The sequence below is a fragment of the Gluconobacter oxydans genome (assembly GCF_006539685.1).
GTDB classification, from domain to species: domain Bacteria; phylum Pseudomonadota; class Alphaproteobacteria; order Acetobacterales; family Acetobacteraceae; genus Gluconobacter; species Gluconobacter oxydans.
The window spans coordinates 1-25,974 of sequence record NZ_BJNM01000014.1; the positions used below are offsets into that span (position 1 = coordinate 1).

25 protein-coding genes and 1 tRNA gene are annotated in these 25,974 nt (G+C 61.9%); 10 read left to right on the forward strand and 16 right to left on the reverse strand.

Annotated features, from left to right (window positions below):
- From GOX01_RS07350 to hisB, 10 genes are all read right to left on the reverse strand, one after another.
- Positions 1 to 1,394, reverse strand: a 1,394-nt coding sequence (locus tag GOX01_RS07350) for a hypothetical protein (RefSeq protein ID WP_141259244.1), incomplete at its 3' end; no start/stop codon positions are given.
- Positions 1,395 to 2,027: 633 nt separating this feature from the next.
- Positions 2,028 to 3,209: a site-specific integrase gene (locus GOX01_RS07360; protein ID WP_034952869.1), complete on the reverse strand. Its 1,182-nt coding sequence runs from the start codon at positions 3,207 to 3,209 to the stop codon at positions 2,028 to 2,030.
- Positions 3,210 to 3,334: 125 nt separating this feature from the next.
- Positions 3,335 to 3,410 (reverse strand) — tRNA-Glu (locus GOX01_RS07365).
- A 48-nt stretch (positions 3,411 to 3,458) separates the two neighbouring features.
- Complete coding sequence (locus GOX01_RS07370) at positions 3,459 to 3,827, reverse strand: histidine triad nucleotide-binding protein (RefSeq protein ID WP_011252066.1); 369 nt, start codon at positions 3,825 to 3,827, stop codon at positions 3,459 to 3,461.
- A 14-nt stretch (positions 3,828 to 3,841) separates the two neighbouring features.
- Positions 3,842 to 4,243 (reverse strand): phosphoribosyl-ATP diphosphatase, encoded by a 402-nt coding sequence (locus tag GOX01_RS07375; protein WP_011252065.1) that lies wholly within the window; start codon positions 4,241 to 4,243, stop codon positions 3,842 to 3,844.
- A gap of 4 nt (positions 4,244 to 4,247) precedes the next feature.
- Positions 4,248 to 5,009 (reverse strand): imidazole glycerol phosphate synthase subunit HisF, encoded by a 762-nt coding sequence (gene hisF, locus GOX01_RS07380; RefSeq protein WP_011252064.1) that lies wholly within the window; start codon positions 5,007 to 5,009, stop codon positions 4,248 to 4,250.
- Complete coding sequence (gene hisA / locus GOX01_RS07385) at positions 5,003 to 6,355, reverse strand: 1-(5-phosphoribosyl)-5-[(5-phosphoribosylamino)methylideneamino]imidazole-4-carboxamide isomerase (protein WP_062269708.1); 1,353 nt, start codon at positions 6,353 to 6,355, stop codon at positions 5,003 to 5,005. The genes hisF and hisA overlap by 7 nt, the downstream gene beginning before the upstream one ends.
- Positions 6,352 to 6,990 (reverse strand): imidazole glycerol phosphate synthase subunit HisH, encoded by a 639-nt coding sequence (gene hisH / locus GOX01_RS07390; RefSeq protein WP_011252062.1) that lies wholly within the window; start codon positions 6,988 to 6,990, stop codon positions 6,352 to 6,354. Before hisH ends, hisA begins: the two co-directional genes overlap by 4 nt.
- Entirely contained in the window at positions 6,975 to 7,379 is a 405-nt protein-coding gene (locus GOX01_RS07395; RefSeq protein ID WP_011252061.1) for a hypothetical protein, read from the reverse strand. The genes hisH and GOX01_RS07395 overlap by 16 nt, the downstream gene beginning before the upstream one ends.
- The gene (gene hisB, locus GOX01_RS07400; RefSeq protein WP_011252060.1) at positions 7,376 to 7,972 is read right to left on the reverse strand and encodes an imidazoleglycerol-phosphate dehydratase HisB; all 597 of its coding nucleotides are present in this window, start codon (positions 7,970 to 7,972) and stop codon (positions 7,376 to 7,378) included. Before hisB ends, GOX01_RS07395 begins: the two co-directional genes overlap by 4 nt.
- Before the next feature lie 210 nt (positions 7,973 to 8,182).
- On the opposite strand from hisB, the gene GOX01_RS07405 reads away from it, so the two are divergent.
- The 3 genes from GOX01_RS07405 to GOX01_RS07415 are packed head-to-tail and all read left to right on the forward strand — an operon-like array spanning position 8,183 to position 11,029.
- Positions 8,183 to 8,785, forward strand: a complete 603-nt coding sequence (locus tag GOX01_RS07405; RefSeq protein WP_011252059.1) for a nitroreductase family protein — start codon at positions 8,183 to 8,185, stop codon at positions 8,783 to 8,785.
- A 4-nt stretch (positions 8,786 to 8,789) separates the two neighbouring features.
- Positions 8,790 to 9,974, forward strand: coding sequence for a 5-demethoxyubiquinol-8 5-hydroxylase UbiM (gene ubiM / locus GOX01_RS07410; protein ID WP_062269699.1), 1,185 nt, complete (start codon positions 8,790 to 8,792; stop codon positions 9,972 to 9,974).
- A gap of 41 nt (positions 9,975 to 10,015) precedes the next feature.
- Positions 10,016 to 11,029, forward strand: a complete 1,014-nt coding sequence (locus GOX01_RS07415) for a zinc-binding alcohol dehydrogenase family protein (RefSeq protein ID WP_011252057.1) — start codon at positions 10,016 to 10,018, stop codon at positions 11,027 to 11,029.
- 32 nt (positions 11,030 to 11,061) lie between these two features.
- Here GOX01_RS07415 and GOX01_RS07420 read toward each other — a convergent pair whose 3' ends face one another.
- The 3 genes from GOX01_RS07420 to GOX01_RS07430 form a co-directional block, all read right to left on the reverse strand.
- Positions 11,062 to 11,547 (reverse strand): hypothetical protein, encoded by a 486-nt coding sequence (locus GOX01_RS07420; protein ID WP_011252056.1) that lies wholly within the window; start codon positions 11,545 to 11,547, stop codon positions 11,062 to 11,064.
- 94 nt (positions 11,548 to 11,641) lie between these two features.
- Complete coding sequence (locus tag GOX01_RS07425; RefSeq protein WP_131973867.1) at positions 11,642 to 14,065, reverse strand: DUF3772 domain-containing protein; 2,424 nt, start codon at positions 14,063 to 14,065, stop codon at positions 11,642 to 11,644.
- Positions 14,066 to 14,228: 163 nt separating this feature from the next.
- A complete protein-coding gene (locus GOX01_RS07430) occupies positions 14,229 to 15,302 on the reverse strand; it encodes a quinone-dependent dihydroorotate dehydrogenase (RefSeq protein WP_011252054.1) in 1,074 nt (357 codons plus the stop codon).
- 124 nt (positions 15,303 to 15,426) lie between these two features.
- Here GOX01_RS07430 and GOX01_RS07435 point away from each other — a divergent pair, with 124 nt between their 5' ends.
- Complete coding sequence (locus tag GOX01_RS07435) at positions 15,427 to 15,666, forward strand: hypothetical protein (protein WP_024716518.1); 240 nt, start codon at positions 15,427 to 15,429, stop codon at positions 15,664 to 15,666.
- A gap of 2 nt (positions 15,667 to 15,668) precedes the next feature.
- On the opposite strand, the gene GOX01_RS07440 is transcribed toward GOX01_RS07435, so the two are convergent.
- The gene (locus GOX01_RS07440; RefSeq protein WP_011252052.1) at positions 15,669 to 16,520 is read right to left on the reverse strand and encodes a sugar phosphate isomerase/epimerase family protein; all 852 of its coding nucleotides are present in this window, start codon (positions 16,518 to 16,520) and stop codon (positions 15,669 to 15,671) included.
- Between the two features lie 4 nt (positions 16,521 to 16,524).
- Entirely contained in the window at positions 16,525 to 17,334 is an 810-nt protein-coding gene (locus GOX01_RS07445; RefSeq protein WP_062269696.1) for an alpha/beta fold hydrolase, read from the reverse strand.
- Between the two features lie 130 nt (positions 17,335 to 17,464).
- Between GOX01_RS07445 and dusB the strand changes: the two genes are divergently transcribed.
- The 6 genes from dusB (at position 17,465) to hflX (ending at position 24,744) form a co-directional block, all read left to right on the forward strand.
- Positions 17,465 to 18,580, forward strand: a complete 1,116-nt coding sequence (gene dusB, locus GOX01_RS07450) for a tRNA dihydrouridine synthase DusB (protein WP_062269694.1) — start codon at positions 17,465 to 17,467, stop codon at positions 18,578 to 18,580.
- 24 nt (positions 18,581 to 18,604) lie between these two features.
- Entirely contained in the window at positions 18,605 to 19,345 is a 741-nt protein-coding gene (locus tag GOX01_RS07455) for a sigma 54-interacting transcriptional regulator (RefSeq protein ID WP_174787475.1), read from the forward strand.
- 68 nt (positions 19,346 to 19,413) lie between these two features.
- Positions 19,414 to 21,729: a sensor histidine kinase NtrY-like gene (locus tag GOX01_RS07460; protein ID WP_131973868.1), complete on the forward strand. Its 2,316-nt coding sequence runs from the start codon at positions 19,414 to 19,416 to the stop codon at positions 21,727 to 21,729.
- On the forward strand, positions 21,719 to 23,131 hold the full coding sequence (ntrX, locus tag GOX01_RS07465; protein WP_011252047.1) for a nitrogen assimilation response regulator NtrX: 1,413 nt from the start codon (positions 21,719 to 21,721) through the stop codon (positions 23,129 to 23,131). The genes GOX01_RS07460 and ntrX overlap by 11 nt, the downstream gene beginning before the upstream one ends.
- 48 nt (positions 23,132 to 23,179) lie before the next feature.
- The gene (gene hfq / locus GOX01_RS07470; protein ID WP_011252046.1) at positions 23,180 to 23,434 is read left to right on the forward strand and encodes an RNA chaperone Hfq; all 255 of its coding nucleotides are present in this window, start codon (positions 23,180 to 23,182) and stop codon (positions 23,432 to 23,434) included.
- Positions 23,431 to 24,744: a GTPase HflX gene (gene hflX, locus GOX01_RS07475; protein WP_024716520.1), complete on the forward strand. Its 1,314-nt coding sequence runs from the start codon at positions 23,431 to 23,433 to the stop codon at positions 24,742 to 24,744. The genes hfq and hflX overlap by 4 nt, the downstream gene beginning before the upstream one ends.
- Positions 24,745 to 24,754: 10 nt before the next feature.
- Here hflX and GOX01_RS07480 read toward each other — a convergent pair whose 3' ends face one another.
- The gene (locus tag GOX01_RS07480) at positions 24,755 to 25,915 is read right to left on the reverse strand and encodes an OpgC family protein (protein WP_011252044.1); all 1,161 of its coding nucleotides are present in this window, start codon (positions 25,913 to 25,915) and stop codon (positions 24,755 to 24,757) included.
- Between the last annotated feature and the right edge of the window lie 59 nt (positions 25,916 to 25,974).

The window sequence follows — 25,974 nt, forward strand, 5'->3', positions numbered from 1 at the left end:
CGATAAGCGAGGGCAATCTCCGGATTATCCCAACCCGAAGCGGGCGTGTCTGGAAAATTCAGAACAGTAGGAAAACGCCTGAGATCTCGCTTGTAACTTTCATAGTACGCCAGATCTTCCAGTTCCATCTTCCGATATGAGACAAGATCACAAAGGGTTTTTCCATTAAATAATATCTCTGTCCTCGTGAGATGCTTTGTACTACCAGATAGGGGGAGCGAACTGCCGGTCAGGATTATCTGATTCCAGTGCGTTCGGATCGTTCGTTCGGAGACACCTGCTGCAATTGCAAGAGCTGTTTGCGTCAGCTCTCGATCACGGGGCCACTCTGCCACAAGACGCACCAGTCGACGCGATGTGGCTTCAAATCGGATTTTTCCGGTCTCGCGTCCCGCACGTGCCTGCGCCTGTCGGGGCGTTTCGCTGGGGTCTCTGCGTCTGGTGGGACGTGTGGCGCGAGATGCGAGTTTTTTCTGGAAATAATTATGAATACGCTTGCACATTTCATCGACAGTCAGGCGAGCGACGGAGCGCGGAAACTGTTTATTGACCGCGAGAGCATAGGCGAGAATATCTTTAAGATCAGGCGACGGATGATTTCTGAAATGCTTCCGGACCTCGTCGAACAGGTGCCGGTTGGTGGTCCGGATCGCTCTCGGAGTGTTGTAGAACTCAGTAGTTTTGTCGCAGTCCGCACCGAAGTCCGGGCCTGCTTGCGGCGAAAGCAGCTTGATGACAGCGCGTAGTTCAACCGGCCCCGCCCCTGGCAGGATCTTCCAAACAGGCTGAGCAGGTGTAGCGCTGTCCTGGAGATCCTTTCTGGTTGCCCATGGTGACCCGACCAGACTCAACGCAGCAAGGCGCGATGCTCCGAGAGCTTCCGCCATCAGAATTTCAGCCTGATCGGCGAGGGCCTGAGGGGCGGTCCGTCCCTTCGCGCTCGTGATGACGGGCGTGCTCAGCCACAGGATTGCGAACCCGCCTGGCCCGACGGCATCAGTGACGATCATCGGACGGATCATGTCAGGCAGGGCTAACCACCGCTCCTTCCAGCCGGGGGAAAGCCTGAAGAGAAGGGCATTCCGGGCATCCGGGCTGTTCGGGGAGACGTAACGCTGTGAAATCGCTTCCACGAGGTCCATGATCTGCGCTGCCGTCTCGTCTTCGGTCATCGACGCGCGCACGCGGCACGGCAGTCGCGGCAGACACGCTTCTGCGATGGCAGAAATCGCGGGTGAAGAACTCCTTCCAATCCGCGCCAGGGCGCCCTTTAAGTACTCCGGGCGCCGGACATGCCAGGCAGTAAGTGCAGTGATGTCATGGTCTGCAGACGCTGTCAGCGCTTTTGCCTGAACTGAATCTGTGCGCAACGAAAATTCCGCTTTATCAGGCATGACACAGGCTGGCGGCGGCTCGTTCAGAATAACGAAAGGCCGAGGAGATACACAGCAATGATCAGGGCCAGAAGGGCAGTGGCCTGTACGTAGACAGAGGCTGGCATGACCACGATCTGGCCTGTCGCTCGCGGGCGACCTCTTTTACGCCTGACCGCAAGACCACGCTGGTCAGGTGCAGCAGAGTTATCCATGTTGGGTACAGGGGTATTGCGCTGAACGTGCGATGCGAGAAAAGCGTCAAGATCCTCCTTGCGAAAGCGAAGTCGTCGACCGATCGCAAAAAAACAGCCGGTCCTTGACCACGCGAGCGCATCGTACGGAACCCATCATACGATATTCGCAGGTAGTCCGCCGCCTCTCTCGAAGTCATGACCTCGCAGGCGCTGCTGTTCTTCCTGTGATCCACGCCCATCCTCACTGCTTCCCTGTGCCGCATTCAGGATAGTCGGAAGTATCCGGTAAAATTCAACAGAAAACCGAAGGAAGTATTTTCGCTTTCGTTCCGAATATTATTTTTTGCGGGGCGTTTCCGGTTTCTGGGCAGAGAGAATTTCCGCAGCAGCAAGAACGATAACAAAATATTTCAAAGCGGGTTTTGTCAGGCTCACATACGTATCCTGGGGCCCCGATCTACCTGGCCACGCCTTCATCGCTGTCATAAATGAAGCCAAGCACACGAGCGCGCTCTTCCGCATTCTCCGCAAGGGTCGTGAGCACGGGCTGGTAGTAGCGATCCAGACTTTTAAGATCGCGGTGCCCGGTCACGCGGCATAAATCGAGCGGATTTGGAAACAGACGGGCCAGTCGCGAGGTTGCCTCGTGCCTCAGGTCGTGGAAGGTCAGGTCGTGAAGACCAGCCCGTTTCACCATTCGGCCGTACCTCACTGAAAAAGCGCGTTCATCACCAACATCGAAAATCAGATCTTCGGGTGCTGGCGGAGCGTCGAACGAAGCGAGTTTCTCACGAAGCAGAGCCCGTGCGCCGGGTATCAGGGGCCGGATTTCAGGGCCTCGCTCTTCCGCGAGATGGATGGTTTTGGTGTGCGACAGACGGATGGTTCTTGCTGTGAGGTCGACGTCACACCAGCGCAGGGAGGTGGCTTCGCTCAGGCGGGTTGCCTGCTCAATGGACCATCTGACAAGCCAGACATCATCAGGATGGGTGTCTGATCTCACAGCGTCCAGCAGACGCTCATACTCTCCGGAAGGCTCGTGCTCCCCCGGCGAGACGCTCCCTGCGGAACAGGCTGCCTCTTCCAGCCTGCGATTGCGCTTCCGGTCTGCCCCCGCCGGTCGCTTGATCAGGCGCCCTGAAGCCGGATTTTGCGGCAGCGGCACGTCCCACTCAGACATTGCATGCTGCAGAATGGATGCGAGAAGGTTGAGGCGTTTCACAACGGTCGCGGGGGCCAGATCTTTCGCCTGCCTGTCCCGGAAACCTCTGACAGCCGGGATCGTCAGGCGGGAGAGCTTCAGGTCAGCGATCGTGTCGCGGAGCAGAGCCGGAATATGACCAGTGCGATCGCGCTCGCGATGAGCCATGCACTCATCTCGATATCGCTCGATCAGCGCTCGCAGCACGATCCCGTCGAGGGTACGGACATCGATATTGCGGCCCTCACGAACCTTGACCGAGGTCTCTTCGAGCCATGCACGTGCGAAACGGGCTGTATCGAATGTTCTGACGATCCGCTGGCCATTAACCAGTTTGCGTGCCCGATACTGCTTCGGACCCTGGCAACTCACATCATCGGGCAGCGGACGTCCCGTGGCGGGATCGTTGGCATTCTCGGCGGATTTTGTGCGGGCCATGAGACGAACTCCGAAAAGGGGGCGGAATCGTCATTGGTCCAGAATTGGTCCAAAATCGCTACTTAATTTTTGGATGGGATAGGGCAATTTACCCGTAAGGCGCTGATAACATTGCCAAATAAAATTGGCGTCCCATAGGGGATTCGAACCCCTGTTGCCGCCGTGAGAGGGCGGTGTCCTAGGCCTCTAGACGAATGGGACGAGGCGAAGGGCTTGATAGTCGGCCCCTCGGTTCTTGGCAAGTCTTATTTAAGAAGTTTTTTGTGTCAGCAGGGGCCCAAGGGCCGCACCACCGAACAGGTGGACGTGGAAATGGGGAACTTCCTGCCCGGAATTGGGGCCGGAATTGCTGATGAGACGGAAGCCTTCGCGGGTGAGGCCCTGTTCTTCGGCAATCTTGGAAACAGCACGCCAGAAGCCCGTGATTTCGTCGGGAGAGGCTGTTGCACCGAAATCGGCGATGGAGACGTATGGCCCCTTGGGGATGACCAGAACGTGGATCGGCGCCTGGGGAGCGATGTCATGAAAGGCGAGCGCGAAGTCGTCTTCATAGACGGTGCGGGCCGGAATTTCCTTGCGCAGGATGCGGGCGAAGATGTTGCCGGGATCGTAGGTCATGGTCTGCTTCCTGTTCAGCCGAGCTTTTCTTTGGGGCGTGCAGCCTTTTCGGCAATGCCACTCGTGCCTTCACGGCGCTTGAGTTCCGTCCAGACGTCTTCGGGAGAGACGCCGGCGTCTACCCACATGACGATCAGGTGGTACAGCACGTCCGCGCTTTCCCCGATCAGCTCCTTGCGGTTGCCGTTGACAGCCTCGATCAGGCATTCGACGGCTTCCTCGCCGAATTTCTGGGCGATCTTGTTGCGGCCACGGGCCATCAGGCGTGCGGAGTGGCTGAGGGACGGGTCAGTGCCGCGGCGGGACTGGACCGTATCATACAGGCGCTGGAGGACCAGTTCCTGCTGAAGGTCGGACTTCTTATCGTCCTGCTGCTTCGAAGGCTTCGGGGCCGGTTTGGTGGCGGGTTTTCCCATGGTCTTACTCTCCAAGCCTGACCGGCAGTCCGGCCTTGTTCAGCGCGTTCTTGACTTCATCGATACGGAACTGGCCGAAGTGGAACACACTTGCCGCCAGAAGGCCACTTGCGCCGACTTCTGCGCCTTCCACGAAATGCTGCAGTTCGCCCACGCCCCCCGAAGCGACAATGGGAACCGTCACTGCGCCGCAGACGGCACGAAGCAGATCCAGATCGAAACCTGCGCGGGTGCCGTCACGGTCCATGCTGGTGAGCAGGATTTCGCCGGCTCCCAGATCCTGCATTTTTCGTGCCCATTCCACGACGTCCAACCCCGTGGGTTCGCGACCGCCCTTGGCATAGACTTCCCAGCCGCCCTTGCCGTTGGAGCGGGCATCAATGGCGACAACGATGCACTGGCTGCCAAAGCGTTCGGACGCTTCGCGGATCAGGTCCGGATTTTTGATGGCCGCCGAATTGACGGCGCATTTGTCCGCCCCTGCCAGAAGCAGGCGGCGCATGTCTTCGCAGGTGCGCACGCCACCGCCGACGGTCAGGGGCAGGCAGATGGCTTCGGCCGTACGGCGGACGACATCGAGGATAGTGTCGCGGTTTTCGACGCTGGCGGTGATGTCGAGGAAGGTGAGTTCATCGGCACCGGCCGCGTCGTAGAGCTTGGCCTGCTCGACCGGATCACCTGCATCGCGCAGGGAGACGAAATTCACCCCTTTGACGACGCGGCCGTCCTTGACGTCCAGACAGGGGATGACGCGGAGTTTCAGCATGAACCGAGGACGTCCAAGGCGTCTTTGAGCGAGATGCGGCCATCATACAGGGCACGGCCGACGATGGCGCCGGAAATGCCCGGAACATCGCGGGCGACATCGCGCAGCGCCTTGAGATGCTCCAGACTGCCGACGCCACCACTTGCAATGACAGGGATGGAGAGACGACGGGCCATGCCCGCGGTCTGTTCAAGGTCCAGTCCGGCCAGCATGCCGTCCCGCGTGATTTCGGTGAAAATCACGGCAGCAACACCGGCATCTTCCATGCGCAGGGCGAGATCGTTGGCTTCCAGTTCGGAGACTTCGGCCCAGCCTTCAGTCGCAACGCGGCCCTGTCGGGCATCGATGCCTGCGACGATCCGGCCCCGGAAAGCGCGGGCGGCCTGACGGACCAGTTCGGGGTCCTTGACGGCGACCGAGCCCAGGATGACGCGTGAGACGCCGGCTTCGAGCCAGCGTTCAATGGCGGCCATGTCACGGATGCCACCGCCAAGCTGCACGGGCAGGTTCGTGGCTTTCACGATGGATTCAATCGCCGGAATATTGGTGGACCGACCGGCGAACGCACCGTTCAGATCCACGACATGCAGGTGTCGGCAGCCGGCTTCCGCGAACAGCTTGGCCTGTGCGCCGGGATCGTCGGAATAATGGGTGGCGTCTTCCATTTCCCCACGACGCAGGCGGACGCAGGCACCATCCTTGAGATCGATGGCCGGGTAGAGCGTCAGGCCGTGAGCCGGGGCGGGTGTATTGGTCATTGTGTCTGAAGCCGCGCTGCTGGTGTCGGGCATGGCGATGCTGGACTGCCAGCGGGCGGCCTCGTTCTCGTTTGCCAGAAGTTTCGAGAGAAAAAGTCCGCGCACCGTCTGCCCTCCGATCCGTGCATAATAGGGATGGGTCCCCCAGTGTTCGAATTCGAACGACCGGAACAGCCCGATAGCGGCGACATGCGTTTCGCGGATGTCGCAGTTTACAACCTTGCAGCCAATGGCCTTCGCGCCCTTGAGCATGGCTTCCAGCAGCGCACGTCCCAGACCGCGGCCGCGGGCATAGGGGGCGACGAAGAAGCCTGTCAGATTGGCGGTGGCGGCATGGGCTTCGTAACTTGCTGGTGGACGGACGAGCTGGCCCGCGCCGCAGATGACCCCGTTCTCACGCACGACGTAGAAGCTGCGCTCCGGCACCAACAGCAGGCCTTCGAAATAACGGGCCAGCGCCTGATGCCCGGGAGGCTGAAGCCAGCCGAAGCCGCCGCCGTCCAGAATCCCGGCGGACGTGGCTTCGATCAGCGCGTCCAGATCTTCGGGCGGAAGCGGGGAGACGACGCGTTCACAGGTGATGGTCATGAGGTCCACCGCAGGAAGTTGCCGAGGATCGTCAGACCGACATCCTGGCTCTTTTCAACGTGGAACTGCGTGCCGCAGCGGTTGCCGCGCGCGACGATGGCCGGAACCTGCGTGCCATACTGCGCGGTTGCGACGAGATCGCTGTCCGCACCATCATGCAGGGCATAGGAATGGACGAAATAGCCGTGATTGCCGGGGATGAGGCCATCCGTCAGCAGATGGGCGCCGGGCGTGAAGTCCAGCGTGTTCCAGCCCATATGCGGCAGGCGCAAACTGGCATTTGCGGCTTCATCCATGCGGCGTATATTGCCGGAAATCCAGCCCAGACCTTCGGTGCGGCCATGTTCGAGCCCGTATTCGCACATGAGCTGCATGCCGACGCAGATGCCCAAGAACGGCGTGCCATTGGCGGTCGCGGTTTCGAGCATGTTGCGCAGTGCGGGGCCAAGGCCCTGTGCGCAGTCGGCAAAAGCGCCCTGTCCGGGAAGGATCAGGCGGTCGGCATTCAGGATGTCGGTCGCATCACGCGAGATGACGACGTCGGCCTCGATCCCTTTGCGGGTTGCGGCCTTGCGGGCTGCCTGTGCGGCCGAGGCGAGATTTCCGCCATTGTAGTCAATTACGACGACGCGCATGGAAACTCCGGAAATGTGCTGCCGTAAGGGGCAGTGTAATGCTGCTGGTCCATCCAGCGCAGGAGGGCGATGTCCCGACTGGGGGCTGCGATCGGCGTGCCGGTAACGCGGCCATTCAGGCGCTGTTCCCATAGACGGATCTCAGCCGTGAAGCTGGCGAGAACGGCATGGATGGCCACGATCAGGTCAAGCCGGGACCAGAAACCCATGAAAACATGCAGCGTGATCATGGTAGCAGCTGCAGCCAGCAGGGCTGAGATCCATGCTCCGTAAGTCAGCAGCCCCAACCAGCCGAAGAACAGGACGCGCCATGAAAATCCGTCCTGCACCATGACGGGCATCTGCGGGCCGGCGGCCTCCGGTTTCGTGCAGGGAATGTAAAGCTTCACAGCACGCCTTTGGTGGAGGGGATGGCGCCAGCCGATCGGGGATCGTGCGAAACAGCGACCTTCAGGGCGCGGGCAACGGCCTTGAAGCCGCTTTCTGCGATATGATGGGCATTGGTGCCGGATTTGCAGGTCAGATGCAGGGCGATATGGGCGGACATGGCGAAGGCACGGAAGAACTCTTCAAACAACTCCGTGTCCATTGTGCCGATCTTCTCACGCGGGAAGACGACGTTCCAGGCCAGATAGGGGCGGCCGGAAATATCAACGACCGCCTCACACAGGGCTTCGTCCAGCGGCACGAGGGCATGGCCGAAACGCTCGATGCCACGCTTGTCGCCGATGGCCTGACGGAAGGCCTGCCCGAAGACGATGCCGACATCCTCGACCGTATGGTGGCCGTCAATATGCAGGTCGCCCTTGGCTTTCAGCTCAAGGTCAAAACCACCATGCTTGGCCAGTGCCGTCAGCATGTGGTCGAAGAAACCGATGCCGCTGTCCACGTCGGAGCGGCCCTGGCCGTCGAGCGTGAGGGCAAGAGTGATGTCGGTTTCGCTGGTGGCGCGATGCAGGCGGGCGTGGCGGCTTTCGTTCATGTTCTTCCTGCTACACCAGCACGACGCGGATTTCCACGCTGTCTGGCAAAGAAGCCTGCAAAATACGTTGGCAGACAGGGAGAAAATCCGGGATGGAGAGGATGCCGATCCGTATCGACCGGCACGAGGGAGCGTCACTATTCCTTGAGAATGGCGGAGTCTGGAAATTACCCTTGGCGGAGAAGGGAGATCGGGCCATATTTCCTGATTATGGCACATCATCATTCCCCTCTCGACGTCCTTCTCTCCCGCGCTTCGACGGACCATCTCGTCGAGCCCCCGCCGAAGGGGGATGAGCTCCGAACCATCCTGTCCGCCGGCCTGCGGGCTCCGGATCACGGGAAGATGCGTCCGTGGCGCTATACGGTGATCAAGGGCAAGCACCGCGAGGCGTTTGCCGATCTCGTGGTGGAAGCGATGGGGCGGCAGGAGCCTGACGCGCCAGAAGCCAAGAAGACCAAGCGCCATCACCGCTTTGCCAACATGCCGATGATCATTGCCCTGGGCATGCATCTGCAGCCGGAGGGGAAGATCCCGGTGATCGAGCAGGAAATGGCTGTGGCGGCAGGAGCGATGAACGTCCTGAACGCGCTGCATGCTGCCGGATTCGGCGGCATGTGGGTGACGGGGCCGTTCTGTGAGGACCGCGTGCTTCTTGAGTCGCTTGGTCTGCCTGAGCCGCATCGTCTGGCCGGTTTCCTGTTCGTCGGAACGCCTGCCAAGCATTCGGATGAGCGCAAGCGGCCCGAGATCGATGATTACATGGCCGTCTGGAAAGGGGACGCCATCACGTTCGCCGCGGACGCCGGTTGATCTGATGCGTTACGACGTCATTGTTGCGGGCGGCGGCCCTGTCGGTCTGGCCTGCGCCATTTCGCTCGGGCGCGATGGCCGGAAAGTCTGTGTGGTCGAGCGGTCACCAGCGAACGTACTGGCTGATCCGCCGTTTGATGGCCGTGAGATCGCGTTGACGCATCATGCGTCGGAATGGCTGAAGAGTGTCGGCGCGTGGGACGAGATCCCCGCCGGTAATATCTGCCCGATGTATACGGCGCGCATTGAGACAGGAAAGTCCGGCAACCCGCCGCTTCTGTTCGATGCACCTTCCGATGGCCCCGATGCACTGGGGCACATGGTGGCAAACTACCTCATCCGCCGTGCCCTGTATCGTGTCGCTTTGCGAACGCCGGGCGTGGACATCCGGGCCGGGGAAGGCATTGCCAGTTCGTGGCACGATACCCGGTCGGCTGGTGTTGTGCTGGCCAATGGGGAACGGATCGAGGCTGATCTTCTGGTTGCGGCGGACGGGCGGTTTTCCCGTCTGCGGGCCGAAGCGGGGATCGGTGCGATCGTGCATGATTTCCAGCGCAACATCATGGTCTGCCGCATGCGGCACCCGGAGCCCCATGCCAATACGGCCCTTCAGTGGTTCGACGAAGGACAGACGATCGCTCTTCTGCCCGTCGCACCCGACGACCGGCCGGGATCATGCTCGTCGTTGGTCCTGACGCTGGAGCCGGATGAAATCGCGCGCCTCAAGGCGCTTGATGGCAAGGCTGTCAGCGAGAACATCACGGCCCGGACGCAGGGACGCATGGGGCAGATGACGCTGGAAAGCGCACGCTGCGTCTATCCGCTCAAGGCAGTCTATGCGCATCGTTTTCAGGCACCGCGTCTGGCGCTGATTGGGGATGCGGCTGTGGGCATGCATCCGATTACGGCGCACGGGTTCAATCTGGGCCTGAAGGGGCAGGAAGTTCTGGCGCGGGCGATTGCCGACGGCCCGGGGGATGCGGGTGATCCGTCTGTTCTGTCGCGTTTCGAGCGCACGCATCGCCTAGCAACAGCGCCGCTCTTTGCCGCGACCAATGCGATCGCCACGGTTTATACCCGCGATGAGCCACCGTTCCTGATGGCGCGGCGAGCCGGATTGGCAGTGGCCAACCGTCTGCTGCCGTTCAAGGCGGCCGTGACGAACATGCTGATGGACCGGCACGGCTGATCCCTCTCGCAGCGCTCTTTCTGAGTTAGGAGATCTCTCCCATGAAGGCTTTCGGGCACAGACGTGCAACCCGCATGGACGAAACCGATGCGCTGGTTGAACTCGACATTCCGACCCCTGTGCCGGGGCCGCGGGATGTCGTTGTGGAAATCCGGGCAGTTTCGGTTAACCCCGTCGATACCAAGCTGCGGTCGATGGATCCGCCGGGCGATGAGCCGCGGGTTCTGGGATATGACGCGGTCGGAACTGTTGTTGCGACGGGTGGTCAGGTCCGGGGTTTCCGGGCCGGGGATCGCGTTTTCTATGCGGGTACTGCCAACCGGCAGGGGAGCGATGCGCGGTTTCAGGCTGTCGATGAACGCCTGATCGCGCTCGCGCCGAAAAGCCTTTCCGATGCCGAAGCTGCCGCCTTGCCGCTGACTGCGCTTACGGCCTGGGAGCTGCTGTTCGACCGGCTGGGGGTGCGGCTGGGCGAGATGGACAATCCGGAGGCGATCATGATCGTCGGCGGTGCGGGGGGCGTGGGCTCGATCCTGACGCAGATCGCGCGTCGTCTCACGGGGCTGACAGTCATTGCCACGGCGTCCCGTCCGGAGACCACGGACTGGTGCCTGGAAATGGGCGCGCACCACGTTATCGATCATCGCCGGCCGCTCGATCAGGAACTGGCGCGGATCGGAATTCCGCAGGTGCGCTATGTGGCTGGTCTGACCGCATCCGGCGAGCACAGGGATGCAATCGTGCGCTCTCTCGCGCCGCAAGGCGCGCTGGCCCTGATCGACGATCCGGGCGAGTTCGACATCATGCCCTTCAAGCGCAAAGCCCTCTCCGTGCATTGGGAATACATGTTCGCACGTCCGATGTTCGAGACGCCGGACATGCCCGCACAGGGTAGAATTCTGGCGCAGGTGGCATCGCTTGTGGATGCCGGTCTTCTGAAGACAACCCTGCATGAGATGCTGGGGCCGATCACCATTGCCAATCTGCGCCGGGCGCATGAACTGCTCGAAAGCGGCAAGGGTATTGGAAAGGTCGTGCTCTGCGGTTTTGCGTAAGAACTGTCAGTTGACGGGCAGGATATGGCCCGTCAGTTGAAATGCGCCCGGAGCAGCGGGGTGGACGAGATGCAGAGCATGATCAGTCCGAACAGCGCCATGACCTTGATGACAAAAAAGCAGGCGTGCTGACGGGCATCGGCGCCGGTGGCCAGCATCATGAACGGATCGGGATCGGGAAAGCCTGTTTTGCTGCCAATCTGGCCGAGTTCCAGCGCCCGCTGACGGCTGGCTGCGGCCTGGGCGCGCCGACGCATCATTTCCGTGCCGGAGATATCGGCCTTTTCGTGCAGGGCGGTGAGATAGAGTTCCAGATCCTCACGGCGATACGCGATTTTCCCGTCGGGTGCCTGCGTACGTGCCGGCCCCGTGCCGAGCAGGGCGAGCAGCTTCATCCGGCGTTCCGGCAGCCCGAGATGAACCGCGGCTTCCGCCATGGAGAGCGTCTTGGAACGGACTGGCAGGTGAAAAACCTGACCCGGCGTCTTGTCTCCGGAAATCTGTGTCGGGGATGGCATCGGTCTGGATCCTGGCCTCTCTGGACGGACTGACCTTAGGACCAGTCCGTCTGGAAATCGAGTATTGCGCGGAGTCCCGAAAAGTATTTTCCGATCATGCTGTTGTGATGGCGACGTCTTCGGCATGGAAACGGCGGAAGACGTCAAAAAGAATGGCGTCCTGCACACTCCCGCCGTCACGGGCCGAGATGAGGGCAACGCTCAGGGTCATGGTCAGACTGTCATCGGCAATCGCGCTGACCCGGACTTTCGGTGATGGCGTGGCGAGGACTTCGTCACGATGGGCCGCGACTTCCAGCAGCATGGCCTTTGCCTTCTCGGGATCCGTTGTCAGCGGGATCTTGAACGTCAGGGTCAGGACGCCGGTAGCACCGCTCAGCGTCGCGTTCTTGATGCTGGTCGTGATGAACTGGGAGTTCGGGACGATCATGGTCGAGCCATCGCTCAGGCCGATGTCGGTGGCGCGGATGCTGATGCGTTTGACGTCACCGCGCGTGCCGGCGATTTCGACCATATCGCCGACGCGAACGGGGCGTTCCACCATCAGGATTACACCGGAGACGAAGTTCTGCACGATGGATTGCAGGCCGAAACCGATACCGACCGAGAGTGCGCTGACCACCCAGGTCAGGTTCTGGACCGAGACCCCCGCGATGGACAGGATGCCGAGGCCGACGAGGATCCAGGCGCAGTAGGTGAAAATGCTGAGGATCGAGGTGCGGCTGCCGATATCGAGGCGTGTGGTGGGGAAGAAGCGGTCCCATAGCCAGCCGCGCGTCTGACGGATCGCGTAATAGGCCACCACCAGCAGAACAATGGCCAGCACCACGGTATCGAGCGAGATCTTCACGCCGTGGATGGTATTGCCGACGAACAGCAGCCAGAGCCGGTTCGTGATGTCCGCGACGCTGAAGCTGCCATCCGTCTGTGCGATGGAGAACAGGAGCAGCAGGAGCAGGACGTTGCCGAGCCCCGAGAGGATCACGCCAATCTGTGACAGGCGGCGCTGCGTCAGGCCGAGCTGGACCAGGCGCAGGCTGAAGAACCCGCCTTCCGAAAACAGCCGGTCCAGTACGTCGCGCCAGCACAGGCCCAGAAGCGTCACGATGGTAACACCCGTACCCAGCGAGAGCAGCCAGCCATTGAGCGTGAAGGCGAAAGCCACATAGCCCAGCAGGATGGAGATGACCGTCACCGCCAGAAGCAGGCTGGAAACACCCAGCGCGGAAGGTGCGAAACCGCGGGTATCGTTCTGGTTGCCAAGTCTGCGGAATGTGTCCACGGCGCACAGGCCAATGGCGATCGAGAACGCGATTTCCAGCAGGAGCTGAAGCGTCTGGCCAAAGGCGTCCTGAGCCTGAAAGGCCCGCAGCAGGTCCAGCAGAAGGATGCTGATGGCAAGGATCCAGTCCACGCCCCGCAACGCCTTGCGTTCGCCTGGATTCCCCTGTGCGAGAACGCCGCTGCGGCCGAAGATCGGCAGGCCGGCGCCAATGATGAAGCCACAGACGGGGACGGTCTCGCCAATGATCGCACCGATCGGGCCGCCCCCGTCGGGAAGGGCTGCCGCCGCCCAGATGAACCAGACGAGTGTTGCAAGCAGAGCCTCCAGCGCGCCGTTGAGCGTGATGGCGATGATGCTGCCCGAGAGGGCTTCTTTCACGCTGTCTTCGGTGGCGGGACGGAAATGGGCGCCGCAGCGTTTGAGCAGACGCAGGATCAGCGGTGAACTGAGGCCGATGGCCGCGAAGGTGATCGCGCAGCCGATCAGGAGATAGAGCCAGTCGGACAGCACGCCTCCCGCATGGAGCGAATAGCGGTTTTCAGCACGCTCGGTCAGGAGCGTGTTCCAGAAGCGCGGTGCGAGCGGCGAGACCGTCCGTTCGGACAGGGCTGCGTGTTGCAGGCGTGTGCGCCGCGCATTAATGGCCGTGTTGAGCTGCTGGGCCTGAAGATTATAGAGCTTGGCCCGCATTAGTGCCGATTTCACGGACTGTGAGTTCTGCTGCATCCGCTGGCGTTGTGCGGTGACGGACGCATCCTCGTTTTCCGCGGCCTTCGGGCCAAGGATTTTCAGGAAAGATTCGGTGATGCTGTCATAGGACTGGATCTGCGTGACCGCGTCCTGCGTGTTCTGCTGGACCTTCTGGATCTGGGCCGACAGGGCGTCGAGTTCGTTATTGCCCGTGTTGACGTCCTTGCGGTTCAGCGTCGCGAAAACCTGCTGCAGCACTGCGGCGCTGTCATCGAGCTGACGGCTGATGGAGGCGGACACTGCATTCCAGCCAAGGCCGGAATTGGCGGGATCTGACTGCTGGGTCTTGTCGGCATCTTTGGGCGCGTCCTTGATCGGGGCCGCCGCCGTCTGCGCCGCTGCTGCCAGCGCAGGAGGTGTCGTCACGCCTGCGCAGAGCAGACCGAAAACGAGGAACAGAGCGCCCAGCATGGATCCACAGGTCGTTCCGGGGCGCGGGCTGCGGAGATGTGAAAAGGCGCGCGTGGGAGGCCGTGTGGTCATGCGAAGGTGTTCCGTCCAGTGTCTTGATGGGGTTTTCAACGGCTTGCGGCCGCAGGGGTTCGATTTCCGCCCTGGAGCGCTTCATTGCGCGGGGCGGATGGATACGAAAAGGGCACCTTCCCCCAAAGGGAAAGATGCCCTGAGACGGGAACTTACCGGTCCGTCAGTTCAGCCGGTCAATGCCATGGGCATCGGCGATCGTCTCGAACCCGTCGCGACGCATGGCGTCGAGCAGTTCCGTCTTCATGCGGGTCAGGATGCCAGGGCCTTGCAGCACGAAGGACGAATAAATCTGCACCATATCCGCACCCATGCGGATGCGGGCGAGAATGTCTTCACCGGTCTCGATGCCGCCGCAGGAAATCAGCGCCAGACGGCCCTTGTTCAACCCCGAGACGATCCTCAGAACCTCGCGCGAACGCGGGGCGAGGGGGCGGCCGGAGAGGCCACCGCTTTCGCGGGCCGCCGGGTCATGCAGGGTCGCGGGACGGGCAATGGTCGTATTGGTCAGGATCAGCCCCTGCGCACCGCCTTCGATCGCGGCTTCAAGGATCGGCTCGTAAGAACTGTCATCCAGATCGGGCGCGAGCTTGACCAGAAGAGGCGGACGCTCCGGATTGCGGGTGTTGATGGCATCCAGAAGCTCTTTCAGCATCGTTGCTGACTGAAGATCGCGCAGGCCCGGCGTGTTGGGGGACGACAGATTCATCGTGATGTAATCGGCATAGGGGCGCACGCGGGCCACGAGGTCCGGATAGTCGCGCAGCGGGTCGGAGCCGGTCTTGTTGATCCCGATATTCACGCCAAGCGGGACGGTCGGGCCGCGCATCCTGCCATTGGGCATCGGGCGGTGCAGGCGGGCGAGACGGCGGCAGAAGCGGTCAACGCCGCAGCCATTGAACCCCATGCGATTGATGATCGCGCCGTCCTCGACCAGCCGGAACAGGCGGGGGCCGGGATTGCCGGGCTGGGGTCGGGGCGTCACGGTCCCGGCCTCGATATGGCCGAAACCCAGCTTTGCCAGCGGACGGATGGCGCGGGCATCCTTGTCAAACCCGGCGGCCAGGCCGATCGGGTTGGGAAAGCGCAGGCCGAGCGTGCGGGTCGAGAGGGCCGGCACGTCCTTCGGGGCATGGCCGCCGAGTCCGAGTGCGAGGGAATGGATGGCGAGTTCGTGCGCCGTTTCGGTGTCGAAGCGGTGCAGGAGCGGAGTGACGAGCGTTCCGAGATCGATCATGAGTCGTTTCCATACCCTAATCCGCGGTGTGACGCATCAGCTTCGCGCGTCTGGCTCACCCCCGGAGTGTATCTGATGGCGTTTTGTCTTGGCGGTGGCGCAGGGACGCGATAGACGCGAACTCATGTCCGACGCATCCGCTGCTGAATCCTATGACGAGCCTTATCTGGAGACGTGCTGCCGCTCGACGCTGCACCGGCTTTTGCTGTGTGCGTCGACGGGGCGACCGACAGGGCTGAAAGACCAGCCCTGTCTGGAGCGGCTGGAACGGCTCGGACTGTCGGAACTGCGCGATGACGGGCGCTTCGTCATCACGCAGGACGGGCTGAAACGGCACCGCGAGGAAATCGGACCGACGGAGTGACGTCAGGCCTCGCCGGTCCAGGCCTGATCCAGTCCCTCGCGGCAGAAGCGGATGACATCGCTCAGGTCGCGGTCATAAAGGCTGTCCGGCACATCTGACGAAAAGATCTCGACCGTGCAGGCGCCACGAAAGCCCGCATCCCATGTGGCATGCAGCATTTCATGAAGCGGAATGCAGCCATCGCCGGGGATCAGGCGGTCGGCGGCGGAATAGGGCGTGCGCCAGTCGCTGACCTGAAGGACGTTGATTTTGCTTCCCGCAGCACGGATAGCCGCGCAGACATCCTTCTGCTGCCAGATGTTCCAGTAATCCAGACACAGACCCATCGCCGGATGGCCGACGTCCTCAATGATGTCCATGGCCTGCTCGATGGTCCAGATGGCGCTTTCGGTGTTCACCGAGGTCGGGTTGAGCGGCTCCAGCGACAGGGAAACACCCAGATCCTCGGCAAGGGGACAGAGCTCCTTCAGGTAACGCACCGTCTCGTCCATGGTACGGCGCATGTTACCCTTGGGTGGCGCGCCGGTATTGGTCACAAAGACGCTGCCGGGGACATGAGGCGCGAGCGTTTTCAGGCTTTGGGTAAGGCGTTTGACGCGGGCTTCAGTCGCTTCAGGTTCAGGGACCATAGCGCTTCCGAAGAAGGTCCGGACCAGCGGCTGGACCGCACTGACGCTCAGCCCGCTCTCCCTGACGAGGCACATCTGCTCCTCAATGCGGGCCGGATCAAGCTTGGCTTCACAGATCTCGATCGCATCCACGCCGAGGTCGCGGTAACGCGCCACGTCTTCCTCGAACGACCAGGGCTGCGTCGTGAATTCGTTCATGCCGAAAGGGAAGGGGAGTTTCGTCATGGGATCACCTCTTCAGGAAGTCGAGAACGGTGCGGTTGAACTTTTCGGTCTCGTCGAGAAAGACCATGTGCGCGCTGTCCTCGAACTCCACGCCGGTGCAGTTGGGCATGTGCTGCGCCACCCAGGCGGGCCCGTCCGGATTCAGGACCTTGTCCTTGCGGGCGATCATCATGAGAGCGGGAAGGGTGAAGCGGGGCAGAATGTCACGCCAGTCCTGCGTGGTGTGATCCGCCATCATGGCGCTGCGGGCATGAGCCGGGCTTTGCGCCATTTCCCGGAGCAGGAGCGCTTTCTCGTCTTCGGGCAGCGGGTGGCAGATGCAGCTTTCCAGATTGCCCCTGTCGAACTCGTCCGGTGTCAGCGTGAGCTGCTGCTGCACGGCTGTCAGCCCGGCCTGATCGAAACAGGCGGCGTGGCCGAGCTTCCAGTCAGCCGAATAATACTGCTTCGGGGTCTGCTGGACGAAAATGGCGTTGCGGATGCGCTCTGACCCGAACAGTTCCAGATACGACCAGATGATGGGGCAGCCGATCGACCAGCCCAGAACCGTCACGTCCTGAAGGTTCAGCGCAACCAGAAGATCCCGCAGATCGGCGGCCAGACGGGAGATGCGATAGCCATGCTGAGGCTTTTCGGAGCGTCCGTGTCCCCGCAGGTCCACGGTGATGACGCGGGCCTGTTCCGAGATCGGCCCGACATTGCGATGGAAGAAGCGTCCCGAGAACGTCCAGCCATGAAGCATGACGAGAGGGCGTCCGTGTCCCTGTTCCTCGTAATGGATACGCGTTCCGTCGCTGGTCGTAATGTGCGGCATGCTCTTCTCCATGAAGGGATGGTGGAAGTGGCGTGAAGACTGTCGGAGGAATAGCGCACGGACAGGGGGCGGGGTTGCGTGCAAAGGAGCGTTTGCGCTTGCGGAGACGGGCCGCTAAATTGATCCTGCCATGACTGCTTCCGCTCCTTCCGCCGTCCCTGATGCGCCTGCCGCAGCACCCCCGAACCGTGTCCTGAAACCCATCGACCTGGGGCAGGGCGTGGTGATCGAGGATCCGGTGATCCTTGCTCCGCTTTCGGGTGTCACGGATCTGCCGTTCCGTCAGCTTGCCCGTGATCTGGGGGCAGGGCTCGTCGTGTCGGAAATGATCGCCTCCTGGGCGATGATCCGCGAGAATGAAAACACCATGCGCATGGCGCGGATGGCCGAGCGCGGGCCGAATGCGGTCCAACTGGCCGGATGTGATCCCAAGGCCATGGCGCAGGCTGCGAAAATTTCGGTGGATGGGGGCGCGAACCTCATCGACATCAATTTTGGCTGCCCGGTGAAGAAGGTTGCGATCGGGCAGATGGCTGGTTCTGCACTGATGCGGGACGAGGTTCTGGCCGGAAAGTTGCTCGAAGCGACCGCACGTGCCGTGAATGTACCGGTGACGCTCAAGATGCGCATGGGCTGGGACCACAATTCGCTCAATGCGCCGCGACTGGCGAAAATCGCGGAAGAGAGCGGAATCCGGCTTGTAACGGTTCACGGCCGTACCCGGCAGATGTTTTATAACGGCACGGCGGACTGGCGTTTCGTCAAAACGGTGAAGGACGCGGTGTCACTTCCGGTCATCGTCAATGGTGATATCAACACCATCCGCGATGCGCGTGAGGCGCTGCATCAGTCTCATGCCGATGGCGTCATGATCGGGCGTGGCTGTTACGGAAGGCCCTGGTTTACGGCACAGGTGGCACAGTCCCTGCGCACCGGCGAGGATGTGCCGGACCCGGATCTGGCGACCGAAAAGGAAATCGCCCTGCGGCATTACCGGATGATGCTCGACCATTTCGGTGAGCGGCCGGGCCTGCGTCTCGCCCGCAAGCATGTCTCCTGGTATTCCGCCGGGCTGCCGGGCTCTGCGACGTTCCGCTCCACCATCAATGGCGTCGAGAGCGCCGCCGAGGCGATTGCGCTGCTCACGGCATTCTATGACCGTCATATCGACGCTGGTGTCGTTCGCAACCGTGAGGCCGGCCCGACGGGCAGTCTGAGCCGCGACGGCACGCGTGAAGCGGCGTGAGAGCGTGAGCCGCCCCGCGCTTCCATGGCAGCCATGACGGAACAGTCCGCTTCAGGTCTGGTCGAGCAGGGCTGCCATCCGGTTTTTCTGTATGGAGCGTCCCGGCTGGACCGGCAGGATGTCGCCCGGCGGCTTCACAGTCACAGCCCGCGGGCACAAAATCCGTTCGTGATTGCAGCCTTGACCGCGACGCCGCGCGCGCTTCGTGAAGCGGCGCTCTTTGGCAACGGCGAGGCCGGCTGGATCCAGCAGGCTCAGGGCGGAACGTTGCTGCTGGACGAGATCGACTGTCTGTGCCCGCTGATGCAGGACCGGTTCATGGATTGGCTGGCACAGGCGGACACGGATCTGCGCGTGATCGCGGGGAGCCGGCATGATCCCGTTCTTCTGCTTCGACAGGGTGGTCTGTCCGCTGCCCTGCATCGCTGGCTGTCGGCGCTGCCCTCGGCGCAGCGTCTGGGGCCGGAGCGGATCAGCGCGGTCTGTCGGCTGGCGGCCGGAACGGGCACGGCGCGCCCCCGCGGTCTGGAACGGGCACTGGAACGGCCCCTGTCCGAATATCTTGAGGGCGATCTGGAAAACGGGGCGGGCGATCTGCATGCCTGTGTGGTGGGCGAGGTCGAACGTCCGCTGATCACAATGGTCCTGCGCCGGACCTGCGGTAACCAGCTTCGGGCGGCCGCCATTCTGGGTGTGAACCGCAACACCCTGCGCAAGCGGATCCGTGAGCTCGACATCACGATCCCGAAAGGCATCGACGAGTGAGATTTCCTGCCCTGAGGCGCCTGTTCGCAAGGCTGACGAGTGCCAATGGGGCGGTTCTTCTGACAGTCATGGCACTGGTGCTCGCCTTTGCGACGTTTGTGGTGCTGTCGGGCGGCATGTCTCTGGCGCATCGTCCGCAGGTTCAGGCGATCGTCTTCCTGCTCGATTTCATCACGCTCATGCTGATTGCGGCTGCAGCCGTGGTGCAGATCGGGCGGATGGTCGCCGAGCGCAGGCTTGGTCTGGCAGGTGCACGGCTGCATGTCCGGCTCATTACGCTGTTCGGAATTGTTGCGGTTGCGCCGACCATCGTGGTGGGCGCTGTGGCGACGCTGTTCTTCCATTACGGTGTGGAAATCTGGTTCTCCAACCGTGTGAATGATGCCCTGACCGAGGCCCGGTCCGTCGCGGTTGGCTATCTGCGCGAACATAATGACAATGCCCGGACCGAGGCCTTCGCGCTCGCGAACACGCTGATCACCGTCCAGAACGATGAGCTGTTCTCGCGTGGGACCGATCTTTTCCACGACCCCGCACGTCTTCAGGAATTCCTGGATGATGAAGTTACCGAGCGTGGCCTGACGGATGCGGAAGTCTTCGATCCCCTGACCTACAAGGTTCTGGCAGTCGGTGGTCTTCTGGGCAGCGACGCCGATATGACGACCGCCCCGCCTCTGCCGCCGAAATCGGTTGTTGAACTGGCGCAACATGGCGAGGCGGTCATCCTTGACCGTCCGGATCAGCGGAAAGTGCGTGCCGTGGTGGCGCTGGGGGGCAATTCCGGCCTTATGCTGGTCATCACTCGCCCGGTCGATCCGGATGTCGTGGAACACATGCGCCGCACTGATGCGCTGGTCGCGGATTATCAGCGGCTGATCACCAATCGCGGTAAGACGCAGGTCCTGTTCGCGGTCATTTTCGCCCTGATGGGGCTGCTGGTTCTGGCTGTCGGGATGCTGACCGGGCTTGCACTGGCCAATCGTATCGCCAACCCGCTCGGATTGCTCATTCTCGCAGCCCAGCGGATTTCCAAGGGCGATCTGGGTGTGCGGGTGCCCGTCCCCGACGATGCGGGGCAGGACAAGGACGACGAAGTGACGGGCCTGTCCCGTGCTTTCAACAGCATGACGGATCAGCTTGAAAGCCAGCGCTCCGAGCTGATGCAGGCCTATGACCAGATCAACGAGCGCCGCCGCTTTACCGAAACCGTGCTGGCCGGTGTGTCGGCCGGCGTGATCGGACTGGACCGGATGCAGGTCATCGAACTGCCCAATCGCGCGGCGTCCAGCGTGCTCCAGCGCGATCTTCAGCCAGCTATCGGGATGAAGCTGACGGATCGTGTGCCGGAGTTTTCGGGCCTTCTGGATGCGGCGCGTATGGCGCCTGAACGCGTTCATACGGCGGAAATCCAGGTGGACACGGAAGGTGCCCAGCGTCCGGGTGGGCCAGGCGAAGGGGCTGGGGCCGGTGCGGGGCGGACGCTTCTCGTGCGGGTCGTGGCGGAACTGCGTGGGCAGGATGTCGCGGGTTATGTCGTGACCTTTGATGACATCACGGATCTTCAGCCCGCACAGCGCAAGGCTGCCTGGGCCGATGTGGCACGGCGTGTGGCGCATGAGATCAAAAATCCGCTGACCCCGATCCAGCTTGCGGCAGAGCGTCTCAAACGGCGTTTCCTCAAGGAAATCCACTCCGATCCCGAGACCTATACCCAGCTTGTGGATACGATCGTGCGGCAGGTCGGCGATATCGGGCGGATGGTCGACGAGTTCTCCGCTTTTGCGCGAATGCCACAGCCCGTCATGCAGTCGGAAGATTTCTCGCGCCTGTGCCGGGAGGCGCTGGTGCTCCAGAGGAACGCTCATCCCGAAATCGTGTTCGAGACGACCGGACTGCCGCCCTCAGGGCCGATCGTGCGTTGTGACCGGCGACTCATCGGCCAGGCGCTGACAAACCTTCTACAGAATGCCGCTGATGCCATCAGCATGGCAGGCCGCGGAAAACCGGGAGAAAATGCTTCCGGACAGCCAGTGCAGCCAATTGGACACATTGTGGTGGGCTTGCACATTCGCGGCGGGCATGTCCTGCTAGACATAGAAGATGACGGGATCGGCCTGCCGACGGTGGAACGCCACCGGCTGACCGAGCCTTATGTAACCCACAAGGCGAAGGGCACCGGCCTCGGCCTTGCGATCGTCAAGAAGATCATGGAGGACCATTCCGGGATGCTTCAGCTCACTGATCGGGAACCAGACCAGTCCCGTGGCGCGTCGCCCGGGCAGCGGGGAACGCGTGTCACCCTGTCCCTGCCGTTATGGGAGCAGGAGAGCCATGTCCCGGGTGGAACGGACCTTCAGACCATGAGGACAGCAGATGGAACATGAGATCCTGATCGTCGATGACGAACCGGATATCCGGTTTCTCATCGAGGGCATTCTGAACGACGAGGGCTACAAGACCCGGACGGCCGCCAATTCGGATCAGGCGCTCGAACTCTTCCGCGCGCATTGTCCGTCGCTGGCGATTCTGGATATCTGGCTTCAGGGATCCCGGCTGGACGGGATCGAGCTGCTCAAGATCTTCCAGACCGAGGAGCCTGGCCTGCCGACGCTGATGATTTCGGGTCACGGAACCATCGAGACGGCGGTGTCCAGTCTCAAGCTCGGGGCTTATGACTTCATCGAAAAGCCGTTCCAGTCGGACCGGCTTCTGGTCGTGGTGCGGCGTGCGCTGGAAGCCGCGCGTTTGCGGCGGGAAAATGCGGAACTGCGTCTGCGGGCCGGTCCGGAGACGACGCTGTCGGGGGACGGCGCCGTCATTTCGGCCGTTCGCGCCCAGATCGAGCGTGTCGCCCCCACCAATTCGCGCGTGCTGATCAGCGGCCCGGCCGGATCGGGCAAGGAAGTTGCAGCCCGCATGATCCATGCGCGGTCCCGTCGTGCGGAAGGGCCCTTCATTGCCCTGAACTGCGCAACACTGGCACCGAACCGCTTTGAGGAAGAACTCTTCGGCCTTGAGGGCGAAGACGGTCAGCCGATGCGCCGTGGCGTGCTGGAGCGGGCCCATCGCGGCACACTGCTGCTCGATGAAGTCGCTGACATGCCGCCCGAGACGCAGGGCAAGATCGTCCGTGCGCTTCAGGACCAGACATTCGAGCGTCTTGGCGGCAATACGCGGGTGAAGGTGGACATCCGTGTCATCGCCACCACCAACCGGGATCTCCAGTCCGAGATCGCCGCGCACCGGTTCCGCGAAGACCTGTATTACCGCCTTGCGGTTGTGCCTCTGCGGATACCTTCCCTGCGCGAACGGCGCGAGGACATTCCCGGTCTGGCGCGGCACTTCCTGGAGCGTTGTGCGCAGTCTTCCGGCCTTCCGGTCCGGGAGCTTTCCGTGGATGCGCTTGCCGCGCTGCAATCCTATGAATGGCCGGGCAATGTGCGTGAATTGCGCAACCTGATGGAGCGGCTGCTGATCATGATGCCGGGGACAGGCAACGATCCGATCCGGGCGGACATGCTGCCGGCCACCATCAGCCAGGGGGCGCCCTCGATGACGCGTCTCAATTCCGGAGCGGATGTCATGAGCTTGCCGCTGCGTGAGGCGCGGGATCTGTTCGAGACGCAGTATCTTCAGGTGCAGCTCATGCGGTTTGGCGGCAATATCAGCCGGACGGCCAGCTTCGTCTGCATGGAGCGCAGTGCGCTGCACCGCAAGCTCAAGCAGCTTGGGGTGACGACGAATGAAGAGCGCAATGCCGCACCTTCCACGCCGGTGAGTGGCTGAGATGTCGAACCCTCTTTTTCCCTTTTCCTTCTCTCGACTGTTAACAGCGTGACTTCAGAACCTTCCTCTTCTGCCGGCTCCCGTGCCGTGCAGGAGGTTTTCCTCGACCATCTGCGCAGAACCGAAGCGTCCGTGACCGTCTTTCTGGTCAACGGCGTGAAGCTTCAGGGCATCGTTGCCCAGTCCGATGCGCACACCCTGCTGCTCCGTCGTGATGGCCATGTGCAGCTTGTCTACAAACACGCCGTCAGCACGATCATGCCGGTGGCGGCCATGTCCCATTTTGTGGAAGAAGAACTTTGAGCGGTTTCGACACCAAAAAACCCGCAACCCGTGCGGCCGTCATCCTGCCCTGGGAGAAGTCGGGACCGCAGGAGGAAATCCGCGCGGCCGATGCACGGCTTGAAGAAGCGGTCGGACTGACGGCCTCGATCGGGCTTGTGGTGGTGCGTCAGGCGGCCATTCTGCTGCGCGCGCGCCGTCCTGCCACCCTGCTGGGAAGCGGTCAGGTTGAACAGCTGGCTGAGGCGGTCAAGCTGGATAACGTGGATGTGGTCGTCATTGATGCGCGTCTGTCGCCGGGTCAGCAGCGCAATCTCGAAAAGGCCCTGGGCTGCAAGGTCGTGGACCGGACGGGACTGATCCTCGATATCTTCGGTGCGCGCGCAGCAACCCGTGAAGGTGTGCTTCAGGTCGAACTCGCCCATCTGGAATACCAGCGCTCGCGGCTTGTGCGGTTGTGGACCCATCTTGAGCGTCAGCGCGGTGGCTTCGGCTTCCTTGGTGGTCCGGGTGAGACGCAGATGGAAGCGGATCGCCGGATGCTGGCCGAGCGGATCGGCAAGATCAAGAAAGAACTGGAACAGGTGCGCCGGACGCGCGGACTGCATCGTGATTCCCGCAAGCGCGTGCCGTTCCCGGTCGTGGCCCTCGTGGGCTACACCAATGCGGGCAAGTCCACGCTGTTCAATGCGCTGACGGGTGCATCCGTCCATGCGCAGGACCAGCTTTTTGCCACGCTGGACCCGACCATGCGCGGACTGCGTCTGCCCTCAGGCCGCAATGTGATCCTGTCCGATACGGTGGGCTTCATCAGCGAACTTCCGACGGAACTGATCGCGGCCTTCCGGGCAACGCTTGAGGAAGTGGCGCAAGCGGACGTGATCCTGCATGTGCGCGACATTTCGCATCCCGACAGCGCCGCCCAACGGGCGGACGTGCTCAACGTTCTGGACGGTATGGTGCGCGACGGGATGCTCGACGCGCACTGGCCGGACCGCACGATTGAAGTGCTGAACAAGGCCGATCTGGTGGGCGGTGTCGAAGCCGTGCCGAAGCGTGAAAACGCGGTGGCGATCTCGGCCATCACAGGCGAAGGCCTGCCGGACCTGTTCGAGATCCTGGACCAGTATCTGACGCGATCAATGAAATCCGTGGATGTGCGTCTTCCGATCACGGACGGCGCGGCTCTCGCCTGGCTTTACCAGCATGGCGAAGTGGTTGGTCGGACGGATCGCGAAGATGGGATGGACGTGCAGGTCCGTCTTTTCTCGGCGGATCTGGAGCGGTTCGAGCTGCTTCACCCGAACCGCATCATACAGCAGGAAGGCTGAACGAACGCCGCTATTCGGGCGCTGGCACGGGGCGTGCCGGCCCCGAAGACAGGCGGGCCGCCTTGGCCCGCTGACGGGCGCGGTCCAGCGGGATGGCCAGCGCGTAGGTCAGGCCGAGGCCGACCACGTTCATCACAAGCTGGTCCCACAGATTGATGCCAAAGCTTGCGAACATCAGCCGTCCCAGCAGGTCCAGCACCGTGCTGCAGGCAAAGACTTCCAGTGAATTGCGTCCCAGCAGGGCAAGGCTCTGGCCGATCCGGTCGGCTGAAATGCGGCGGAGGGCCTTGGACGACTGCACCAGATAGAAGATCGCCATGATGTCCAGCAGGCGCCAGATGGCGAGCGTGGATTTGCCTGTATTGGGCGGGGCCGGAAAAATCCGCAGAAACGGAACGTGCCAGTATTCATACGGAAAGCATAGCACGAAAGCACCTGCCAGATAGGTCAGGCACAGGGCCTTGGCCCACGGGCGATAGGGCAGATCGCCATTGTGTTTCGAGGCCCAGACAGCGCCCAGAATTCCCAAAATATAGAGAAACTGCCAGCCAAACGGGTTGAGATACCATCCATTGGGATCGAGCCAGTTCGGGATGGTGATGCGCGGATCCAGATTGGCAATGGCCCAGATACCGATGCTGAGCGCCAGCAGCAGCCATACACTGCGCTTGAGAACCCAGTAAATCAGCGGAAACAGCGCCAAAAGCACGACGTAAAGCGGCAGGATGTTCAGATAGCTCGGCAGGGCATCGAAGGTCAGGATACGCCACAGCCCGCTATAGCCATGCGCAAGCTGGGGCTCGATCGTATATTCGGGCAGGGGCTGGTAGTGCCGCCACTGGCGCACGGTCCAGACAAAAACCAGCGTCATGCCGGTCTGGTACAGATACAGCCTGACGCAGCGCCCGAAAATGCGGTGGATGCCGGTTTTCCAGCCCTGCCTGTCGATCAGACGACCATAGGCCAGATAGGACGCATAACCCGCCAGCATGACGAAGATTTCAGCCGCGTCCGCAAAACCAAAATTGCGGATGGTGATGCGGTTGAGCAGATCATCGGGAACATGATCCACGAGCATCATCAACAGGGCGATGCCGCGCAGCGCATCCACACGGTGATCGCGGGGATTCTTGCGCGCTAAAGCTGCTGGGGGCGGTTGGGGCGGCTCCATGACTTCTTCTTAGCGTCAGTACGGGGGCAGGGGTATGGGCGACTCGTTACGGTCGGATT

What these genes read in the sequence shown, in the direction of transcription:
- GOX01_RS07360 (WP_034952869.1), bottom strand. Translation starts at nt 3,209, where the DNA reads ATGGCCCGCACAAAATCCGCCGAGAATGCCAACGATCCCGCCACGGGA.
- GOX01_RS07370 (WP_011252066.1), bottom strand. Translation starts at nt 3,827, where the DNA reads ATGACCTACGATCCCGGCAACATCTTCGCCCGCATCCTGCGCAAGGAA.
- GOX01_RS07375 (WP_011252065.1), bottom strand. Translation starts at nt 4,243, where the DNA reads ATGGGAAAACCCGCCACCAAACCGGCCCCGAAGCCTTCGAAGCAGCAG.
- hisF (WP_011252064.1), bottom strand. Translation starts at nt 5,009, where the DNA reads ATGCTGAAACTCCGCGTCATCCCCTGTCTGGACGTCAAGGACGGCCGC.
- hisA (WP_062269708.1), bottom strand. Translation starts at nt 6,355, where the DNA reads ATGACCATCACCTGTGAACGCGTCGTCTCCCCGCTTCCGCCCGAAGAT.
- hisH (WP_011252062.1), bottom strand. Translation starts at nt 6,990, where the DNA reads ATGCGCGTCGTCGTAATTGACTACAATGGCGGAAATCTCGCCTCGGCC.
- hisB (WP_011252060.1), bottom strand. Translation starts at nt 7,972, where the DNA reads ATGAACGAAAGCCGCCACGCCCGCCTGCATCGCGCCACCAGCGAAACC.
- GOX01_RS07405 (WP_011252059.1), top strand. Translation starts at nt 8,183, where the DNA reads ATGGCACATCATCATTCCCCTCTCGACGTCCTTCTCTCCCGCGCTTCG.
- ubiM (WP_062269699.1), top strand. Translation starts at nt 8,790, where the DNA reads ATGCGTTACGACGTCATTGTTGCGGGCGGCGGCCCTGTCGGTCTGGCC.
- GOX01_RS07415 (WP_011252057.1), top strand. Translation starts at nt 10,016, where the DNA reads ATGAAGGCTTTCGGGCACAGACGTGCAACCCGCATGGACGAAACCGAT.
- GOX01_RS07420 (WP_011252056.1), bottom strand. Translation starts at nt 11,547, where the DNA reads ATGCCATCCCCGACACAGATTTCCGGAGACAAGACGCCGGGTCAGGTT.
- GOX01_RS07425 (WP_131973867.1), bottom strand. Translation starts at nt 14,065, where the DNA reads ATGACCACACGGCCTCCCACGCGCGCCTTTTCACATCTCCGCAGCCCG.
- GOX01_RS07430 (WP_011252054.1), bottom strand. Translation starts at nt 15,302, where the DNA reads ATGATCGATCTCGGAACGCTCGTCACTCCGCTCCTGCACCGCTTCGAC.
- GOX01_RS07435 (WP_024716518.1), top strand. Translation starts at nt 15,427, where the DNA reads ATGTCCGACGCATCCGCTGCTGAATCCTATGACGAGCCTTATCTGGAG.
- GOX01_RS07440 (WP_011252052.1), bottom strand. Translation starts at nt 16,520, where the DNA reads ATGACGAAACTCCCCTTCCCTTTCGGCATGAACGAATTCACGACGCAG.
- GOX01_RS07445 (WP_062269696.1), bottom strand. Translation starts at nt 17,334, where the DNA reads ATGCCGCACATTACGACCAGCGACGGAACGCGTATCCATTACGAGGAA.
- dusB (WP_062269694.1), top strand. Translation starts at nt 17,465, where the DNA reads ATGACTGCTTCCGCTCCTTCCGCCGTCCCTGATGCGCCTGCCGCAGCA.
- GOX01_RS07455 (WP_174787475.1), top strand. Translation starts at nt 18,605, where the DNA reads ATGGCAGCCATGACGGAACAGTCCGCTTCAGGTCTGGTCGAGCAGGGC.
- GOX01_RS07460 (WP_131973868.1), top strand. Translation starts at nt 19,414, where the DNA reads ATGGCACTGGTGCTCGCCTTTGCGACGTTTGTGGTGCTGTCGGGCGGC.
- ntrX (WP_011252047.1), top strand. Translation starts at nt 21,719, where the DNA reads ATGGAACATGAGATCCTGATCGTCGATGACGAACCGGATATCCGGTTT.
- GOX01_RS07480 (WP_011252044.1), bottom strand. Translation starts at nt 25,915, where the DNA reads ATGGAGCCGCCCCAACCGCCCCCAGCAGCTTTAGCGCGCAAGAATCCC.